This window comes from Pseudomonas sp. MNR3A (assembly GCF_009650575.1).
Taxonomy (GTDB): Bacteria; Pseudomonadota; Gammaproteobacteria; order Pseudomonadales; family Pseudomonadaceae; genus Aquipseudomonas; species Aquipseudomonas machongensis.
The window spans coordinates 57,943-73,582 of the sequence record NZ_VZZS01000015.1 but is presented as its reverse complement, the minus strand read 5'-3'; the positions used below and the strand labels follow the sequence as shown (position 1 = coordinate 73,582).

At 64.4% G+C, this 15,640-nt stretch carries 12 protein-coding genes; 7 read left to right on the top strand and 5 right to left on the bottom strand.

Features of this window, described 5'->3' with window-relative positions; all coding sequences use genetic code 11:
* Positions 1–247 precede the first annotated feature (247 nt).
* Genes F6X62_RS11520 through F6X62_RS11510 form a run of 3 tightly spaced genes read right to left on the bottom strand, consistent with a single transcriptional unit; the run spans position 248 to position 4,014 of the window.
* The gene (locus F6X62_RS11520) at positions 248–1,663 is read right to left on the bottom strand and encodes an aspartate ammonia-lyase (protein WP_153773556.1); all 1,416 of its coding nucleotides are present in this window, start codon (positions 1,661–1,663) and stop codon (positions 248–250) included.
* Positions 1,650–2,639 (bottom strand): LysR family transcriptional regulator, encoded by a 990-nt coding sequence (locus F6X62_RS11515; protein WP_153773555.1) that lies wholly within the window; start codon positions 2,637–2,639, stop codon positions 1,650–1,652. Before F6X62_RS11515 ends, F6X62_RS11520 begins: the two co-directional genes overlap by 14 nt.
* A 22-nt stretch (positions 2,640–2,661) precedes the next feature.
* Complete coding sequence (locus F6X62_RS11510; protein WP_065862813.1) at positions 2,662–4,014, bottom strand: MFS transporter; 1,353 nt, start codon at positions 4,012–4,014, stop codon at positions 2,662–2,664.
* A 268-nt stretch (positions 4,015–4,282) separates the two neighbouring features.
* Here F6X62_RS11510 and F6X62_RS11505 point away from each other — a divergent pair, with 268 nt between their 5' ends.
* A complete protein-coding gene (locus F6X62_RS11505) occupies positions 4,283–4,600 on the top strand; it encodes a DUF2388 domain-containing protein (RefSeq protein WP_054891299.1) in 318 nt (105 codons plus the stop codon).
* Between the two features lie 81 nt (positions 4,601–4,681).
* Here the strand turns inward: F6X62_RS11505 and F6X62_RS11500 are convergent, their stop codons facing one another.
* Positions 4,682–5,500, bottom strand: coding sequence for an AraC family transcriptional regulator (locus F6X62_RS11500; protein ID WP_153773554.1), 819 nt, complete (start codon positions 5,498–5,500; stop codon positions 4,682–4,684).
* A 124-nt stretch (positions 5,501–5,624) separates the two neighbouring features.
* Here F6X62_RS11500 and F6X62_RS11495 point away from each other — a divergent pair, with 124 nt between their 5' ends.
* The 5 genes from F6X62_RS11495 (at position 5,625) to F6X62_RS11475 (ending at position 13,360) form a co-directional block, all read left to right on the top strand.
* Positions 5,625–6,143, top strand: coding sequence for a carboxymuconolactone decarboxylase family protein (locus F6X62_RS11495; protein WP_153773553.1), 519 nt, complete (start codon positions 5,625–5,627; stop codon positions 6,141–6,143).
* A 166-nt stretch (positions 6,144–6,309) separates the two neighbouring features.
* Positions 6,310–7,323, top strand: a complete 1,014-nt coding sequence (locus F6X62_RS11490; protein ID WP_153773552.1) for a zinc-binding alcohol dehydrogenase family protein — start codon at positions 6,310–6,312, stop codon at positions 7,321–7,323.
* 191 nt (positions 7,324–7,514) lie between these two features.
* Positions 7,515–8,756, top strand: coding sequence for a multidrug efflux RND transporter periplasmic adaptor subunit MexE (gene mexE, locus F6X62_RS11485; protein WP_065862810.1), 1,242 nt, complete (start codon positions 7,515–7,517; stop codon positions 8,754–8,756).
* A 12-nt stretch (positions 8,757–8,768) separates the two neighbouring features.
* The gene (locus tag F6X62_RS11480; protein WP_054891294.1) at positions 8,769–11,948 is read left to right on the top strand and encodes an efflux RND transporter permease subunit; all 3,180 of its coding nucleotides are present in this window, start codon (positions 8,769–8,771) and stop codon (positions 11,946–11,948) included.
* Positions 11,945–13,360, top strand: coding sequence for an efflux transporter outer membrane subunit (locus F6X62_RS11475; RefSeq protein WP_054891293.1), 1,416 nt, complete (start codon positions 11,945–11,947; stop codon positions 13,358–13,360). Before F6X62_RS11480 ends, F6X62_RS11475 begins: the two co-directional genes overlap by 4 nt.
* Before the next feature lie 119 nt (positions 13,361–13,479).
* Here the strand turns inward: F6X62_RS11475 and F6X62_RS11470 are convergent, their stop codons facing one another.
* Positions 13,480–14,028: a TetR/AcrR family transcriptional regulator gene (locus tag F6X62_RS11470; RefSeq protein WP_063544805.1), complete on the bottom strand. Its 549-nt coding sequence runs from the start codon at positions 14,026–14,028 to the stop codon at positions 13,480–13,482.
* A gap of 185 nt (positions 14,029–14,213) precedes the next feature.
* On the opposite strand from F6X62_RS11470, the gene leuC reads away from it, so the two are divergent.
* Complete coding sequence (gene leuC / locus F6X62_RS11465) at positions 14,214–15,638, top strand: 3-isopropylmalate dehydratase large subunit (protein WP_153773551.1); 1,425 nt, start codon at positions 14,214–14,216, stop codon at positions 15,636–15,638.
* Positions 15,639–15,640: the final 2 nt, after the last annotated feature.

The following is a 15,640-nucleotide window of genomic DNA, read 5'->3' as shown; positions in this document are numbered from 1 at the left end:
GCAACCCGCTGTTCAATAAACAACAGTTCAAGACCACACCAGGAGATTCAGCTTTGATTCGGGTATTTCGATATAACGACCGCTGTTCGAAACTCAACAACCGGTCAACAGAAGTTCTCTGGAAACACACAACTTTCAATCCTTCGCGCGCTGTATTGGGCGCTCCGGCGCTTTCGCGGGCAGTCGAGCCGCCGAACCGCCGCCCCTGCAGCAGGTGGTGACCTGTCTGCAGGGGCGGGTTCATCAATCAACGCTGCTCGAACACCGGATACGACGCCTGCTCGATCGCTGCCATGGCCTGCGCCTCGGTCATCACACCGGACTCGGCCAGGATCGCCAGCAGCGAGCGCCCTTCACGCACCGACTGACGCGCCAGCTTGCTGACCTGGGCATAACCCAGGCGCGGCACCAGGGCCGTCGCCACCGCCATCGAATCGGTCAAATGCGCCAGGTTGCGGGCTTCGTCAGCCTGGATGCCGGCCACGCACTTCTCACGAAAACGCTGGATGCCCTGAGTGAGCAAGGTGATGCTGTCGAACACTCGCGAGGCCACCACCGGCTCGAAATGGTTGATCTCGAGCTCGCCGTACTGCACTGCCTGAGCCACTGCCACATCGTTGCCAATGATCGCGAAGCTCAGCTGGATCATCGCCATCGGCAGCACCGGATTGACCTTGCCGGGCATGATCGAGGAGCCGGCCTGGGCTTCTGGCAACTTGAGCTCGCCCATGCCGCCCACCGGCCCCGACGACAGCTTGGTCAGGTCGGCGGCAATCTTCGCCAGCGAGGTGGCGCAGGTACGCAGCTCGCCAGATACGCGGCCGAACACATCCATGTTCTGCATCGCATCGAAGGGGTTGGCTGGCGCCTGGTAGGCGACACCGGTGATCGTCACCAGATGCCGGTACACCGCCGCGCGGTAAGCCTTCGGCGCGCCGAACCCGGTGCCGATGGCGGTGCCGCCCAAAGGCAGTGTGTGCAGCTTTTCACGCACGGCGACCAGTTCGTCGGCCAGGCGGTGAGTCAGCGCGGCGTACCCTCCGAACAACTGTCCCAGGCGCATGGGCTGGGCGTCCTGCAGGCAGGTGCGGCCCAAGTGAAGGGTATCGGCGAACTGCAGCGCCTTGGCATCGAACACCTGGGCCAGCAGGCGCACCTGCTCGATCAGCCCGGCAAGCATGGCGTGGGTGGCGATCTTCAACGCCGCCGGGTACACGTCGTTAGTGGACTGCGAGATGTTGACGTGGTCGTTGGGGTGCACCACCTCGTAGCTGCCCGGCGCATGGCCGAGGAACTGTTGGGCGCGGTTGGCGATGACTTCGTTGAAGTTCATGTTGGTCGAGGTGCCGCCTGATCCTTCCAGCAGATCGACGATCAGCGAGTCGTCGCATGCACCGGCGATCACCGCCTGGCAGGCTTGGGCAATGGCGTCGGCCTGGGCCTGGGCGATCACCCCGCATTCATGGTTGGCCAGCGCTGCGGCCCACTTGCACTGGGCAAAGGCATCGCGAAAGGCCGGGTAATGGGCGATGCTCAGCGGCGACACGCTCAGGTTGTCGAAGCCGCGCAGCGAATTCACGCCATAGAGCTTGTCGGCAGCAATCCGCACTTCGCCCACATAATCCTGCTCGACGCGTGCATCGAGGCGATCAAAAGTACTCACAGGTATTTCCCTCATCGAATTTGACTAATGCCTCGACGCCCTTGCCCAGCGCCGTCAGGCGCGGCAGGAAGCCATCGAGGATGACAGCACGCGCCGACTCGCAGGCATCTGCGAAGAAGGCGCCGTATTCGTTGCGCCGCGCCACCAGGTAGAGCGAGCGCTCCAGGCTCAGCTCAGGGGTCAGGTGCGCGGTGACGTTGTCGACCCAGGGCATGGCCTGCAGAAAGCACATCGGGCTGGTCACCGCCCAGCCGATGCCTTCGGCGACCATCGCGGTCAGGGCGTCGGCGTTGTCCAGCTCCAGGCGGTTGGGCACCCGCACATTGAGGCCGCGCAGGTGCCGCTCGATCTGCAGGCCGACCTGCGACAGGCGATTGAAACGCACCACCGGCAGCACATTGGCCAGCGCCCGCACATCGTCGAGGCTGTGCAGCGCTCGCCCCAGCGCCTTGGGCGTAATCACGAAATAGCGCTCGGTGAACAAGCGATAGCGGATCACGTCGTTGGCATCCATCAGCGGATCGCTGGTGACGATCAGGTCCAGGTCGCGGCGCAGCAACGACTCGCCCTGCTGCGGGCTGAGGCCGGTACGCACCGACAACTGCGTGACCTGGCCAAGCATCTGCCGGGTGAACATCGAGCCACAGGTAGCGGCGAAGGAATCGACCAGGCCAATGCGCAGGTCCGGTTTGACCCCGCGCCCGGCATCGAGCACCTGCGCCTTGAGGTTGGACAGCTCCTCGCTGAGCAGCGCGCCTCGGTTGCGCAGGGCCAGGCCGAACGTAGTCAGGGTCAGCGGCCGCGTGGTGCGGTCCACCAGCACCACGCCAAGATCGTCCTCCAGCTGGCGTACCAGCTGCGATACCCCGGATTGGGAGATGCCCATGCGACTGGCCGCACCGGACATGCTGCCCTCCTCGGCCACAGCGATGAACACCTGGACCGCGTACATGTCGATGAGTCTGTTGCCAGGCATGCTCAAGCTCCCGTGTGGGTGATCAATGGGCGTTCAACGGCCGCTCTTCAGGTTTGCCGTCGCCCTCCTCCGGTGTGACCGCCGCCAGGCGCTCCTGGCTGGTTTCCGGGGCGAACAGGTGGCAGAACACACCGCCAAACAGCAGCACCCCGACGCACACGCCCAGCGCCGTATGCACCCCCAGATGCTGCACGGCGATCGGCAACAGGAAGGTGGCGAACGCCGAGCCGAAGCGGCTGGCGGCCACGGCCAGGCCGATGCCCGAAGCACGCAGGTGGGTGGGGAACAGCTCCGGCGGGTAGACGAACTCCAGGTTGACCGCTGCCGCCAGCACGCACGCGAAGAAGCCGAACGCAATGATGGTGCCCAGCGCCCCGAAGTTGGCCCAGGCCAGTACGGCCAGGCCCACGGCGCTCAGGTAGAAGGTGCCGATCAGGAAGCTGCGGCGCGAAATGCGGTCGATGATCAGCAGGCCGAACAGTGCGCCCAGCATCAGCAACACGTTGTAGACCAGCCCGCCAACGAACTTGTCCTGCACGTTCAATGCTTCGAGCACACGCGGCGAGAAGGTGCCCAGGGCGAAGAAGGGAATCACCTGGCAGGTGTAGAACACGCAACCGACCAGGGTGTTCTTGCGCCAGCGGCGGCTGAACAGCTCGCTGAAGCTGCCGCGTTGCTGCGCCGCTGCCGGTGGCGCGACGGGCAAGGTCACGTGCGCACCGAACTTGGCCTGGACGATGGCCAGCGCCTCGGCACTGCGACCGCGCGCCATCAGCCAGATCGGCGATTCCGGCACACCCAGGCGCAACGGCAGGATCAACAAGGCCGGCACACCGCTCAAGGCCAGCATCAGGCGCCAGGCGTCCGGGCCGATATCACGGATGGCGAAGCCCACCAGGTACGCGGCGACGTAACCTGCGGCCCAGGCGGCGGCCAGTACACTCAGTAAACGCCCGCGATAACGGCGTGGGGCGAACTCGGTGACCAGCGACTTGCTCACCACATAGTCGAACCCCAGCACCAGCCCGAGCAGCAGGCGCAGGGCCAGAAGTTGCTCGGGTGAAGTAACGAAGAACTGCGAAGCTGAAATAACCGCGAACAGCAACATGTCCCAGGCAAAGATACGGCGCCTGCCGAACTTATCGGCCAAGGGCCCTGCAAACAAACTGCCGAGAAACAGACCGGCCAGTGACGCCGCGCCGAGCAAACCCATCCATAGCGCATTCAATTGCAACGGCCCCGCTGCCATGCTGACCGCGATGCCGATAATCCCTAGCACGAATCCGTCACTGAATTGACCGCCTGTACCACTGAACACCGTCTTGATATGAAAACGGCTGAGTGGGAGGTCTTCGAACGAAACTTGGCTACTCATTCGTGTCTCCACTTGCTTCTTGTAGTTGTGAGCCGGCGCGGAGGGCCGGTTACGAATAAGTCTACGGTCACAACTTCAGCAAAACAGCAGGTGCGCTGACAGTATCAAGAATGCTGATAGTGTAAGCCGCAATTGCTGATGAAGTCGGGCGGCCGATATGCGGTCGCTCGTCTGGCAATTGCTCGCTCGGGGAACTCTGGCCAATGGCCGCACCTCTTAATTGCATGCACGAGATCCCTTGGGCTGTGATGCTTCTGGAGGACTGATCATGCGTTATTCACTGCTTGTTCCGGCACTGCTGCTGTGCATTCCCGCAGGGTCCGCCCTGGCCCGTGTCGACGCGGGCGATGTGGCCACCTCGGCAGGGGTTTCTGCTTCGCTCTACTCCACATTCAAGGATGACAAACGGATCATTCCGGCGCGCGACGAGCTGTCTGCGTTCGTGGCCAGCGGCGGTGCGATTCGCGGGGCGTATGTGGAGTCGGCGCTGGAGCAGGTACGCCAGAGCCATCCTGGGTTACAGGCCAGTGATGAAGAGCTGGCCAAGGCGCTGCTGTCGCAGGATGAGGTTGTCGCGGATCATTGATGACTGTGGTGTTCTTTTCGCGGGCAAGTCGCAGCGGCGATTCACAGCTGCGACTTGCCCGCGAAAAGAATACCCATGATCTCAGGCTTCTCCACGCCATTGCGAAGGGCTCACCCCGGTCTTGCGCCTGAACACTCTGGCCAGCGCCGAGGGGCTCTGATACCCCACCTCATCCGCCACCAGCGCCAGCGGCCTGCCCTCGCGGATACGCTTCTGCGCAAGCCCGATGCGCCAATCCGCCAGGTAGTCCCCCGGGGTGCTGCCCACCACCGCGCGAAAGTGCGCGGCAAAGCTTGCCCGCGACATCCCCGCCAATGATGCCAGCGCCTCCACGCTCCAGTTGTGCGCAGGGGCGTCATGCATCGCCACCAGCGCCCGCGACAGGCGCTTGTCGGCCAGCCCAGCCAACATGCCCGAAGCCATCTGGCCGTCGCCGAGCAACTGTCGTAACAGCTGGATCACCATCAGTTCGAACAACCGGTTGAGCACCAGTTCGCGTCCGCAGTCGTCGCCGAAGGCCTCGGTGAACAGCCAGTCGCTGCTGGCCTGCAACCCGGTCAGGGCGCTCAGCGGGCTGACCAGCGCGTCCGGCAATGCACGGGTCAGCGGATTGTCCGGGCCGCCGGTGAAATCCAAGGTGGCGCAGACCAGCTCGGCGTTGTCCGACTCGCTGGCCAGCAGCTGGTGGGTCTGCGGACGTACCAGCAAAATCAGGCTGGGTTCTTCCAACACCTGCTCCTGACCGGCCGGGCCTCTGAAACGCAGGCGCCCTGCGCGCAGCAGATGTACATGACCACTGCGCTGCTCGCCATCGAAGCGCGATATGCCGCAGAAACCACCGTGGTGAAACGTCGAAGCGTTGAAGTCGAAATGGTTGAGCAGCGTGGCGAGGCGGTCCATGGCAGATCCATATTTAGACGATCAGTCGCATAAGCTGGACGATCTGAACCCGAAAGGCAATTCCTGCTGGGTAATCTGTACCCAAGCTTGAACAACAAGCTCCCACTCAGACAGGAGATTCACCATGACTCGCATTGCCGCCCTGACCATCGAACAAGCCCCTGAAGCCGCCCGTCCTGCCCTGCAAGGCGTGGAGAAGGGCCTGGGCTTCCTGCCCAACGCCTTCGCCACCATGGCCCATTCGCCGGCCGCACTGAACGGCTACATGGCGCTGGCCCAGGCCATGGGCAAGAACAGCCTGACCCCGGCCGAACGCGAGGTCGTGGCTCTGGCCGCATCCCAGGTCAATGGTTGTGAGTACTGCGTGGCTGCGCACAGCTTCTTCGGCGGCAAGTCGGGGCTGAGCGAGGCTGATATGCAGGCAGCACGCGCCGGCACCCTGAGCCCGGTGGCCGTGCTTGCCCGCGCAGTGACCCTGAACCGCGGCCAGGTGCCCGACGGTGTGCTGGCCGAGGTACGCGCCGGTGGGCTGGACAATGCGCGGATCGTCGATGTGATTGCCCAGGTAACGCTACTGACCTTGACCAACTACCTGAACAATGTGGCGCGGACCGAAGTGGACTTCCCACCACGCGGGGCGTGATCGGCCAACAGCAGCAGCCCTCTCGCGGGACAATCCGCGAGAGGGCTGCCCTGTCAGCGCACACTTTCAAAGAAAAGCCGAAAGTCTAACTTCCATAACGATGTTTTTCAGCCAAACCACGTTAGCTAAGGTATCTCCATCGCCCATCGATACCCAAGGAACCCCCATGAAAGCCATCGTCTTCACCGAACACGGTTTGCCCATCGACAGCGCCCAAGCCCTGTTCGACAGCGAACTGCCCCGCCCCACTCCAGGCCCACGTGACCTGCTGGTCGAGGTCCAGGCCATTTCAGTCAACCCGGTCGACACCAAGATCCGCGCCGGCGCCGGCAGTACTGCCCCGCGGGTGCTGGGTTGGGATGCGGTCGGGACCGTCCGCGAAATCGGCACCGAAGTCACCCTGTTCCAGCCCGGTGACCAGGTCTACTACGCCGGAGCCATCGATCGTCCCGGCAGCAACAGCCAATTGCACCTGGTCGACGAACGCATCGTCGGCCACAAGCCCCGCAGCCTGGACAACGCCAGCGCCGCAGCATTGCCGCTCACCTCGATCACCGCCTGGGAATTGCTGTTCGACCGATTGGGTGTCGTTGAAAACGCAGGCCAAGGCCAGAGCTTGCTGATCATCGGCGCGGCCGGTGGCGTGGGTTCGATCCTGCTTCAATTGGCACGCCAGCTCACCGGCCTCACAGTGATCGGCACCGCCTCTCGCCCCGAAACCCGTCAGTGGGTGAGCGAGCTGGGCGCGCACCATGTGATCGACCACAGCCAGCCGCTGGTCGAGCAACTGAACGCCATTGGCTACCCCGAGGTCGACCTGGTGATCAGCCTGACCCACACCGACAGTCACTTTGCGCAACTGATCGCGGCGCTGCGCCCGCAGGGCAAGCTGGCGCTGATCGACGATCCGGCCAGCCTTGACGTGGTGCCGCTCAAGCGCAAATCGCTGTCACTGCACTGGGAACTGATGTTCACCCGTTCGCTCTATCAGACCAGCGACATGATCAAGCAGCACGAGTTGCTGGAGCGGGTGGCGAAACTGATCGACGATGGTGTGCTCAAGACCACGCTGGGTGAGCATTTCGGCACCATCAATGCCGCCAACCTGCGCCGGGCCCACGCGCTGATCGAAAGTGGCCGGGCCAAGGGCAAGATCGTGCTGGAGGGGTTCGGGGACTGATTTCAGTCATGCGGTGAGGGGGGCGCGAGCACGTCGCAACGCCGCTGCCCCCCACTGCCACATGTGTCGCCATCGATAAACAGGCTCGACATATCATTCCGCGTGATAATGACCTTCGCGCCATTCGATTCGTTCCTGTAACGCAACACACTCATGATCCGCCCACTATCAATACAGTGGCGGAGTTCTCCATGGAATATTCATTCAAGGCCCTGCGCTATCCCCTCGCTGCCCTGGCAGTGGCGGTGATCAGCGCTTGCGGTAAAACCCCCGACGCCATGCAGGCTCCCGCCGCCCCCAAGGTGAGCGTGGCCAAGGTGATCGAGCAGCCGATCAACGAATGGGATGAGTTCACCGGACGCCTGGAAGCCCCGGAAACCGTGGAAGTCCGCCCGCGCGTCTCCGGCCAGATCGACCTGGTGGCCTTCACCGAAGGCGCTCAGGTCAAGAAAGGCGACCTGCTGTTCCAGATCGACCCGCGCCCGTTCCAGGCTGAAGTCCGTCGCCTCGAAGCCCAATTGCAACAGGCCAAGGCCACCGCCATCCGCAGCGCCAACGAAGCCCGTCGTGGCGAGCGCCTGCGCGACAGCAACGCCATCTCCGCCGAGCTTGCCGAATCGCGCACCAGCGCCGCCGCCGAGGCCCGCGCCGGGGTGGATGCGATCCAGGCCCAGCTCGACCTGGCCCGCCTGAACCTGAGCTTCACCCGCGTCACCTCGCCGATCAGTGGCCGCGTCAGCCGTGCCGACTTCACCGCTGGCAACATCGTCACCGCCGACGTCACCCCGCTGACCAGCGTGGTCTCCACCGACAAGGTCTACGCCTACTTCGACGCCGACGAGCGCGTGTACCTCAAGTACACCCAGCTTGCCCGCCAGGGCCAGCGCGGCCAGACCACCCCGGTGTACCTGGGCCTGACCAACGAGACCGGCAACCCGCACCTGGGCCAGATGAACTTCGTCGACAACCAGGTCAACCCGCGCACCGGCACCATCCGTGGTCGCGCCGTGTTCGACAACCGCGATGGCCAGTTCACCCCAGGTCTCTACGCCCGCCTCAAGCTGGTCGGCAGCGCCAAGTACGACGCCGTGCTGATCAATGACGAAGCGGTCGGCACCGACCTCGGCAAGAAGTTCGTGCTGGTCATGGACAAGGACAACAAGGCCGCCTACCGCGCGGTGGAACTGGGTCCGAAGCTCGAAGGCCTGCGTATCGTGCGCAGCGGCCTGAGCAAGGACGACCGCATCGTGGTCAAGGGCCTGCAGCGTGTGCGCCCAGGCTCGCCGGTCACCCCGGAGGAAACCCCGATGGCCAGTGAAGAAACCCTCGCCACCCTCGCCCGTCAGCGCCAGGCGCTGGAAGCCAGCAATCCGGCACCGGCGGTGGCAGGTTCGAATGTGAAAGTCGCCAGTGCCCAGGCACCGCGCGGTTAAGGGACAACATCGATGAACTTCTCGAAATTCTTCATCACCCGCCCGATCTTCGCCGCCGTGCTCTCGCTCGTGCTGCTGATCGCCGGTGGCATCTCGCTGTTCCAGTTGCCGATCAGCGAATACCCTGAAGTGGTGCCACCGACCGTGGTCGTGCGCGCCAACTTCCCGGGCGCCAACCCCAAGGTGATCGGCGAAACCGTCGCCGCACCGCTTGAACAAGCCATTACCGGTGTCGAGAACATGCTCTACATGTCCTCGCAGTCCACCGCCGATGGCAAGCTGACCCTGACCATCACCTTCGCCCTGGGCACCGACCTGGACAACGCGCAGGTGCAGGTACAGAACCGCGTGACCCGGACCCAGCCCAAGCTGCCCGAGGAAGTGACGCGCATCGGTATCACCGTCGACAAGGCCTCGCCCGACCTGACCATGGTCGTGCACCTGACCTCGCCGGACCAGCGCTACGACATGCTCTACCTGTCCAACTACGCCATCCTCAACATCAAGGATGAGCTGGCGCGCCTGGGCGGTGTCGGTGACGTGCAACTGTTCGGCATGGGCGACTACTCCCTGCGTGTGTGGCTGGACCCGAACAAGACCGCTTCGCGCAACCTGACTGCCAGTGACGTGGTCGCGGCGATCCGCGAACAGAACCGCCAGGTCGCTGCCGGTCAGTTGGGCGCACCGCCCGCCCCCGGCTCGACCAGCTTCCAGTTGTCGATCAACACCCAGGGCCGTCTGGTCAGTGAGGAAGAGTTCGAGAACATCATCATCCGCGCCGGCGCCGACGGCGAGATCACCCGCCTGAAAGACATCGCACGCGTCGAGCTGGGCTCCAGCCAGTACGCCCTGCGTTCGCTGCTGAACAACCAGCCGGCGGTAGCGATCCCGATCTTCCAGCGCCCTGGCTCCAACGCCATCGAGATCTCCGACGAAGTACGGGCGAAGATGGCCGAGCTGAAGAAGGACTTCCCGGAAGGGATGGACTACAGCATCGTCTATGACCCGACCGTGTTCGTCCGCGGCTCGATCGAAGCGGTGGTGCACACCCTGTTCGAAGCCCTGGTGCTGGTCGTGCTGGTCGTGATCCTGTTCCTGCAGACCTGGCGCGCCTCGATCATCCCGCTGATGGCCGTACCGGTCTCGCTGATCGGTACCTTCGCGGTGATGCATCTGTTCGGCTTCTCGCTCAACGCCTTGTCACTATTCGGCCTGGTCCTGGCGATCGGGATCGTGGTGGACGACGCCATCGTCGTGGTGGAAAACGTCGAGCGCAACATCGGCCTGGGCCTGCAGCCCATGGAGGCCACGCAAAAAGCCATGAGCGAGGTGACCGGCCCGATCATCGCCACCGCCCTGGTACTGTGCGCGGTGTTCGTACCGGCGGCATTCATTTCCGGCCTTACCGGGCAGTTCTACAAGCAGTTCGCCCTGACCATCGCCATCTCGACCGTGATCTCGGCGTTCAACTCGCTGACCCTGTCGCCGGCCCTGGCCGCGGTGCTGCTCAAGGACCACCACGCGCCCAAGGACCGTTTCTCGCGGTTCCTGGAAAAACTGCTGGGCAGCTGGCTGTTCGCGCCGTTCAACCGCTTCTTCGACCGTGCCAGCAACAGCTACGTCGGTGGCGTACGCCGGGTCATTCGTTCCAGCGGCATCGCCCTGTTCGTGTATGCCGGCCTGATGGGCCTGACCTACCTGGGCTTCTCGTCCACGCCGACCGGCTTCGTCCCGGCGCAGGACAAGCAATACCTGGTGGCCTTCGCCCAGTTGCCTGACGCCGCCAGCCTCGACCGCACGGAGGCAGTGATCAAGCGCATGAGCGAAATCGCCCTCAAGCAACCAGGCGTTGCCGACTCGGTGGCCTTCCCGGGCCTGTCGATCAACGGCTTCACCAACAGCCCCAACAGCGGCATCGTGTTCACCCCGCTCAAGCCGTTCGATGAGCGCAAGGACCCGAGCCAGTCGGCACAAGCCATCGCCGCAGCGCTGAACGCGCAGTTCGCCGATATCCAGGACGCCTACATCGCGATCTTCCCACCGCCGCCGGTACAGGGCCTGGGCACCATTGGCGGCTTCCGCCTGCAGATCGAGGACCGCGGCAACCTGGGCTACGAGGCGCTGTACAAGGAAACCCAGAACGTCATCGCCAAGAGCCGCAGCGTGCCTGAGCTCGCCGGGTTGTTCACCAGCTACCAGGTCAACGTGCCGCAGGTCGATGCTGCCATCGACCGGGAAAAGGCCAAGACCCATGGCGTGGCGATCACCGACATCTTCGACACCCTGCAGGTCTACCTGGGCTCGCTGTACACCAACGACTTCAACCGCTTTGGCCGGACCTACCAGGTCAACGTCCAGGCTGAACAGCAGTTCCGTCTCGACGCCGAGCAGATTGGCCAGTTGAAGGTGCGCAACAACCTGGGCGAGATGATCCCGCTGGCGACCTTCCTCAAGGTCAGCGACACCTCCGGTCCCGACCGCGTGATGCACTACAACGGCTTCATCACCGCCGAAATCAACGGTGCCGCAGCCCCAGGCTACAGCTCCGGCCAGGCCGAGGCGGCGATCGAGAAACTGCTGAAGGAAGAACTGCCCAACGGCATGACCTACGAGTGGACCGACCTGACCTACCAGCAGATCCTCTCGGGCAACACCGCGCTGTTCGTGTTCCCGCTCTGCGTACTGCTGGCCTTCCTGGTGCTGGCTGCCCAGTACGAAAGCTGGAGCCTGCCACTGGCGGTGATCCTGATCGTACCGATGACCCTGCTGTCGGCCATCACCGGCGTGATCATTTCCGGGGGTGACAACAACATCTTCACCCAGATCGGCCTGATCGTACTGGTGGGCCTGGCGTGCAAGAACGCGATCCTCATCGTCGAGTTCGCCAAGGACAAGCAGGCCGAGGGCCTGGACCCACTGGCCGCCGTGCTGGAAGCCTGCCGCCTGCGTCTGCGTCCGATCCTGATGACCTCGATCGCCTTCATCATGGGTGTGGTGCCGCTGGTGTTCTCCTCCGGTGCCGGTGCCGAGATGCGTCATGCCATGGGCGTGGCGGTGTTCTCGGGGATGATCGGGGTGACCGTGTTCGGCCTGTTCCTGACGCCGGTGTTCTTCAACCTGATCCGCCGTCACGTCGAACGTCGCCAGGCCCGCAAGGCCGAGCGAGTGCAAGCGCTGGAGAATCATGCATGAACCTGCTCAAACCCCTGACTCCTAGCCTTCTGGCGCTGGCCCTGGCGGCCTGCGCGGTGGGCCCGGACTACAAGACCCCAGACACCCAGCCTGCGCGTTTCGATACCGAAACGCCGGCCAAGGCCCTGGACCGCAGCCGCTTCGAAAGCAGCTGGTGGAAGCAGTTCGACGACCCGACCCTGAACCAGCTGGTGCAGGCATCGCTGCAGGGCAACCGTGACCTGCGCGTGGCCTTCGCCCGCCTCAAGGCCGCGCGCTCGATCCGCGAGGACGTCTCCAACGACGACCTGCCGGTGGTCACCAGCCGCGCCAGCAGCGACATCGGCAAGGGCCAGGTACCCGGCCAGACCGATCGCCGAGTCAACACCGAGCGCTACGACCTGGGCCTGGACATGGCCTGGGAGGTCGATCTGTTCGGCCGCATCCAGCGTCAGATCGAGGCCAGCAAGGCTCAGGAAGACGCCGCCGAAGCCGACCTGCAACAACTGCAGGTCAGCCTGATCGCCGAGCTGGTGGATGCCTACGGCCAGCTGCGTGGCGCTCAGTTGCGCGAAAAGATCGCCCTGGCCAACCTCAAGACCCAGCAAGACTCGCGCAGCATCACCGTGACCCTGCGCGACACCGGGGTCGGCAACGAGCTGGATGTGGTGCGTGCCGATGCCCGCCTGGCGGCAGTCGAGGCCACCGTGCCGCAACTGCAGGCCGAGCAGGTGCGGGCACGCAACCGTATCGCCACCCTGCTGGGTGAGCGCCCGGACGCACTGAGCGTGGACCTGTCGCCCAAGCAACTGCCTGCAATCGCCAAGGCGCTGCCGGTGGGTGATCCGGGTGAACTGCTGCGCCGCCGTCCGGACATCCGCAGCGCCGAGCGTCAACTCGCCGCCGCCACCGCCAATGTGGGCGTCGCCACCGCCGACCTGTTCCCACGGGTCAGCCTGAGCGGCTTCCTGGGCTTCACCGCTGGGCGTGGCTCGCAGATCGGTTCGTCCGCTGCCAATGCCTGGGCACTGGGCCCGACCATCAGCTGGGCCGCCTTCGACCTGGGCAGCGTGCGTGCCCGCTTGCGCGGCGCCAAGGCCGACGCCGAAGGCGCGCTGGCGACCTATGAGCAACAGGTACTGCTGGCACTGGAAGAGTCCTCCAATGCGTTCAGCGATTACGGCAAGCGCCAGCAGCGCCTGCTGTCGCTGATCCGCCAGAGCGATGCCAGCGGCAAGGCGGCAGAACTGGCCTCGGTGCGCTACCGCGAAGGCACGGTGGATTACCTGGTGTTGCTCGATGCCGAGCGCGAAAAGCTTGCCGCCGAAGATGCCCAGGCCCAGGGCGAAGTCGAGCTGTATCGCGGCATCGTCTCGATCTACAAGGCCTTGGGTGGCGGCTGGCAGCCAGACACCGTGGCCAGCGTGAAGTAACCCTCACGCGATCCGTTGCAACGACTCCTTTGGTTGGTCCCTCCCCCAACTCTTTGCCCCGCCGACCTTGGTCCGCGGGGCTTTTTTTGCAGCCCTGGCCGTGCGCACCGGCGTCAGGCTCATGACACCGCACGGATCAATGCCAGGATGTCGTCCCGGCTTACCACCGTGCGGCTCAGCGCATTGTGAATGGTGAAGCCTTCGATCAGCGCATCCAGCGCCCGCGCGGTCTTCTCGTCGAAATGCACCTGCAGCGCCGCCCGCGAGCGGGCCATCCAGTCATCCATGATGTAGGTGTAGTCGGGGTGGCGCGAGACGAAGGCATAGAGTTCGAAGATCAGCAGCATCTGCCCGGAAGCTTTCCACAGCTCGCCACAGATCAGGTCGGCCAGCAGTTCGCGGGCATGCTCGGCATCACGCGCATCGCCCAGGCGGGTGAAGTACTGATCGGCGATGCGGTTGGTCATCTTGACGAAGGCTGCCGCGACGATCTCCTGGATGGTGCTGAAGTGGTAGGTCATGGTCCCTGGCGAAACCCCGGCCTCGCTGGCGATGCGCCGGTAGGTGGCGCACACCGAACCGTCGCGCTGGATCACCCGCAATGCGGCATCGATGATCTGTGCCTTGACGTCGCTGTCGCTGCTGTCCTGTTTTCGCGGCCTTGCCATGGTGGTCTCTTCAGGTGGGTTCGCTGCAGAGCATACCAGCCAGGATGCTCGCCCGGCATGCTGCACGATTCGTGCAGCACAGCATTACGTTGGCTGCGTTGTTCCACGATCCGAACGGAATAAGCTGGACCCAGGCGCTTACCGTGACGCCTACGCCCATGACCATTCGATCGCGAGTGACAGCCATGCATCGCCCCAGAACCCTCTACGACAAGCACCTCGACGCCCACACCGTCTGCACCCTGGACGACCAGGGCCATGTGCTGCTGTACATCGACCGCCAGGTCGCCAACGAATACACCAGCCCCCAGGCCTTCAGCGGCCTGCGCGAAGCCGGGCGGCAGGTCTGGCGCCCGGCCTGTACGCTGGCGGTGGTCGACCACGTCAACCCCACCGCCCCCGAGCGCATCGCCACCATGCCTGACGCTGGCGGCGCACTGCAGGTCTCCTACTTCGAGCAGAACTGCCGCGACTTCGGCATCGAACTGTTCGATGTGCTGGACAAGCGCCAAGGCATCGAGCACGTGGTGGCGCCCGAGCAAGGTTTCATCCTGCCCGGCATGGTGGTCGCTGCCGGCGACAGCCACACCACCACCTACGGCGCGCTGGGCGCCTTCGGTTTCGGCATCGGCACCTCGGAGATCGAGCACCTGCTGGCCACCCAGACCCTGGTCTACAAGCGCCTGAAGACTCTGCGCGTCACGGTGACCGGCGAACTGGGTGCAGGCCTGGTCTCCAAAGACATCATCATGCAACTGATCCGCCGCATCGGTGCCTCCGGTGCGACCGGCTATGCCATCGAGTTCACCGGCCCGACCATCAGCGCCCTGAGCGTCGAGGCGCGCATGACCATCTGCAACATGGCCGTGGAGGCCGGTGCCCGAGGTGCCTTCATGGCGCCCGACCAGAAGGTTTACGACTACCTTGCCGACAAGCCCCGCGCGCCCAAGGGCGAACTCTGGGAGCAGGCAGTGCAGCGCTGGCGCGACACGCTGTTCAGCGACCCGGGCGCGCAGTTCGATCTTGAGGTTGCCCTCGATGTCGGCGAGCTGGCGCCCATGGTGACCTGGGGCACCAGCCCCGACCAGGCCGCCCCTATCGACCAGCAGGTGCCTGACCCGCTGCACGAACCTGACCTGATCCGCCGCCAGGACCTGCAACGCGCCTTGCGCTACATGGACCTGACACCCGGCATGCAGCTCGACCAGATCCCCATCAGCCATGCCTTCATCGGCTCGTGCACCAACGCCCGCATCGAAGATCTGCGCGATGCCGCCCGCGTGGTGCGCGGACGCCAGGTCGCGGCAGGGGTGCGCGCAATGATCGTGCCCGGCTCCACCCAGGTGCGTGAACAGGCCGAGCGCGAGGGCCTGGCGCAGCTGTTCGTCGATGCCGGTTTCGAATGGCGGCAGTCGGGCTGCTCCATGTGCCTGGCAATGAATGACGACGTACTCAGCCCCGGTGACCGCTGCGCGTCGAGCACCAACCGCAACTTCGAGGGCCGCCAGGGCGCCGGTGCACGTACGCACCTGATGAGCCCAGCGATGGTCGCCGCCGCAGCCGTCAGCGGCCACCTGATCGATGTCCGCACTTTTCCCCTGGAGGCCTGAGC

What these genes read in the sequence shown, in the direction of transcription:
- F6X62_RS11515 (WP_153773555.1), bottom strand. Translation starts at nt 2,639, where the DNA reads ATGCCTGGCAACAGACTCATCGACATGTACGCGGTCCAGGTGTTCATC.
- F6X62_RS11510 (WP_065862813.1), bottom strand. Translation starts at nt 4,014, where the DNA reads ATGAGTAGCCAAGTTTCGTTCGAAGACCTCCCACTCAGCCGTTTTCAT.
- F6X62_RS11505 (WP_054891299.1), top strand. Translation starts at nt 4,283, where the DNA reads ATGCGTTATTCACTGCTTGTTCCGGCACTGCTGCTGTGCATTCCCGCA.
- F6X62_RS11500 (WP_153773554.1), bottom strand. Translation starts at nt 5,500, where the DNA reads ATGGACCGCCTCGCCACGCTGCTCAACCATTTCGACTTCAACGCTTCG.
- F6X62_RS11495 (WP_153773553.1), top strand. Translation starts at nt 5,625, where the DNA reads ATGACTCGCATTGCCGCCCTGACCATCGAACAAGCCCCTGAAGCCGCC.
- F6X62_RS11490 (WP_153773552.1), top strand. Translation starts at nt 6,310, where the DNA reads ATGAAAGCCATCGTCTTCACCGAACACGGTTTGCCCATCGACAGCGCC.
- mexE (WP_065862810.1), top strand. Translation starts at nt 7,515, where the DNA reads ATGGAATATTCATTCAAGGCCCTGCGCTATCCCCTCGCTGCCCTGGCA.
- F6X62_RS11480 (WP_054891294.1), top strand. Translation starts at nt 8,769, where the DNA reads ATGAACTTCTCGAAATTCTTCATCACCCGCCCGATCTTCGCCGCCGTG.
- F6X62_RS11475 (WP_054891293.1), top strand. Translation starts at nt 11,945, where the DNA reads ATGAACCTGCTCAAACCCCTGACTCCTAGCCTTCTGGCGCTGGCCCTG.
- F6X62_RS11470 (WP_063544805.1), bottom strand. Translation starts at nt 14,028, where the DNA reads ATGGCAAGGCCGCGAAAACAGGACAGCAGCGACAGCGACGTCAAGGCA.
- leuC (WP_153773551.1), top strand. Translation starts at nt 14,214, where the DNA reads ATGCATCGCCCCAGAACCCTCTACGACAAGCACCTCGACGCCCACACC.